1 protein-coding gene and 1 pseudogene are annotated in these 2230 nt (G+C 39.5%); both read right to left on the bottom strand.

Translation table 11 applies throughout. From position 1 onward, the window contains the following. Positions 1–407: pseudogene (locus tag ACY65O_RS09880) on the bottom strand (hypothetical protein); the annotation flags it as partial. Between the two features lie 304 nt (positions 408–711). Continuing rightward, a partial coding sequence (locus ACY65O_RS09875; RefSeq protein ID WP_462220687.1) for a TonB-dependent receptor occupies positions 712–2230 on the bottom strand: 1519 nt, incomplete at its 5' end.

Below are 2230 nucleotides of genomic sequence, written 5' to 3'. Positions count from 1 at the left end.
CGCAAAGTACATGCAATGGCTTTGCAAAACATGTTTAAACTGTACGTACCTTTTTTGAGCGATGAAAACCTTTTGGGTAAAAGCACCATTGGTATAGATGGCAACAACTGCAGCAATTGCATAAACTCGTTGCGGTAAGTTTTGATGGTACTGGGGCTGTAAGCTTTAAGGTAGAGTTGCTGTATAAATTTTTCGAGGGCAGTAAGGTTTTCGTTACTTATTTTAAATGCGGGTGCCGAAATTTTTATGACTGTTTTTTTTACTGCGGCAACAACGGGCAGGGTAGTAGCTATTTGTTTTTTCTTTTGCAGGTAATTTTTTAGCGATGTATTGTCGATAGCTGCTTTATGTAAAAATGCTGTTGTAATTAAGCTGTGGCTGGTTTTATTTAAAAGCAGCCACAGCATTGGTTAGTCTTGCTCCATTTTACACCGGGTATTTTTTTAACAGCAGTATTTAGCAGTGCGTTGCCCGTGAAATTTATACCTATGCATTCTGCATTGCGGTGCTGTATAGCTTTTAATATAACTGTTTCCATATTTTAAATATAGAAATTTTAAAAACAGCGGTATAATTTATTTTACCACACACAAATACGCTTAGGTAAAAGTCCAATAAAGCTGTAATAGTACAAGTGAGCCCCGCCACGGCGGGGACGATGTACCACAATGAACCAATGTCCGTTTCAAAATAAATAATTGGCAAAGCCAATTAAAATCTGCCTACAATTTTAAAATTTACTAACCTTGGCGTTAGGCGGTTGGGGATGCTGTAGGTGTTGTTGGCAAAATCTTTTATTAGCTGGTAGCTGATGGTGTTAGGCCGGTCGATTAAATTAAATACTTCAAAACTTGCCCAGATATTTTCGAAACCGGAGAAAGGGCTGTGGCTGCGGCGTTTACTTTTTTCGGTTAGCAGTTGTGCACTAAAACCAATATCAATTCTTATATACGGATCTATTGTTAATGCATTGCGGTACTTTACGCTGTTGGGTATATTGTAACTCATGTTGCTGCCGTACAGCAAATTTAAATGTACTTTAAAATTTTTATTGGTGGGCAGGTAATCTTCTAAAAATAAACCTACGGTTATTAAACGGTCGGTAGGGCGGCGCACAAAACCTACTTCGTTTTTAATACTGTCAACTGGTTGCTGATCGGTGCTTTGTGCAGTAATAATTTCGCCTGCGGCATTTTTATACTGGTAATACACATCGTTGTTTAAATTTTCCCGTGTACGCATAAAACCAATGCTGAACCAGCTTTCGGCATCTTTTACCAGCTCGCCAAACAATCTTGCTTCAATGCCTGTTGCATAGGCTTTGGCATCGTTGTTACCGGCGTAGCGGATTTTTACATTGTCCACATCATACACATCTACATCACTTAAGCTTTTGTAATAAGCTTCGGTGGTAATGCGAAAAGGGCGGCCTTCTAATCCTTTAAAATTATAATCGGCACCGGCTACCAACTGGTAACTTTTTTGTGCTTTTACATTGGTGTTTAATGTGCCGTTGTACCTTCTCAGCTCCCGGTAAAATGGCGGCTGGCTGTAAACGCCTGCGGCAAATTTTAATACCATATCTTTTTTCCACTGCGGCTTATAACTAACCTGCATGCGTGGGCTTAATAAAAATTGTTTGTTAAGGCTGTTGTAATTGTATCGTATGCCGGCCTGGAGTGTAATATCTTTTGCAGCATTGCCCAGGCGAATATTATCCTGCACATAACCGCTGATTTTTTGTATGGAAAGACCGGCGGTGGAATTTAAAACCTTATATAAATTTAAATTGGCGGGGTTGTGCGGTAAGGAGTAACCGGCACTATCCTGGTATTCAAACTCTTTTAATTTATCGGTAATGTTGGTTTGCTCTATGCTGTTGCCAAACTGTATAAAATGTTTGCCTTTATCGATACTGCCTTTAAGTGATGCATTGTACACAGCAATATCTAAAGAGTTGCGGCCATAGTTTTGGTAATAGCCTGCACCCAGTGGATTTATTATTTGCCCAAAAGTGCTGCTGCTGCGGTCGAAATCCCTGTCGCCAAAAAGATAAGCACCCGCAATATCAAAGTTTTCATTTTCTTTATTGCTAAAGCGACTAAGCATCCACTTTAGGTTTAATTTTTTTGAGGGTTTGTACAGCATGCTTAAGCCCAGCAGGTTGGTTTTATAGCCATCCTGTTCTTTACCCTCAAAGAAAATATCTAAGCCAAGGTTTGCAGTAAAC

The organism is Ferruginibacter sp., assembly GCF_031430955.1.
Taxonomy (GTDB): Bacteria; Bacteroidota; Bacteroidia; order Chitinophagales; family Chitinophagaceae; genus Ferruginibacter.
Note: the sequence above shows the minus strand (reverse complement) of the source record. Positions and strands in the feature narration are given on the sequence as shown.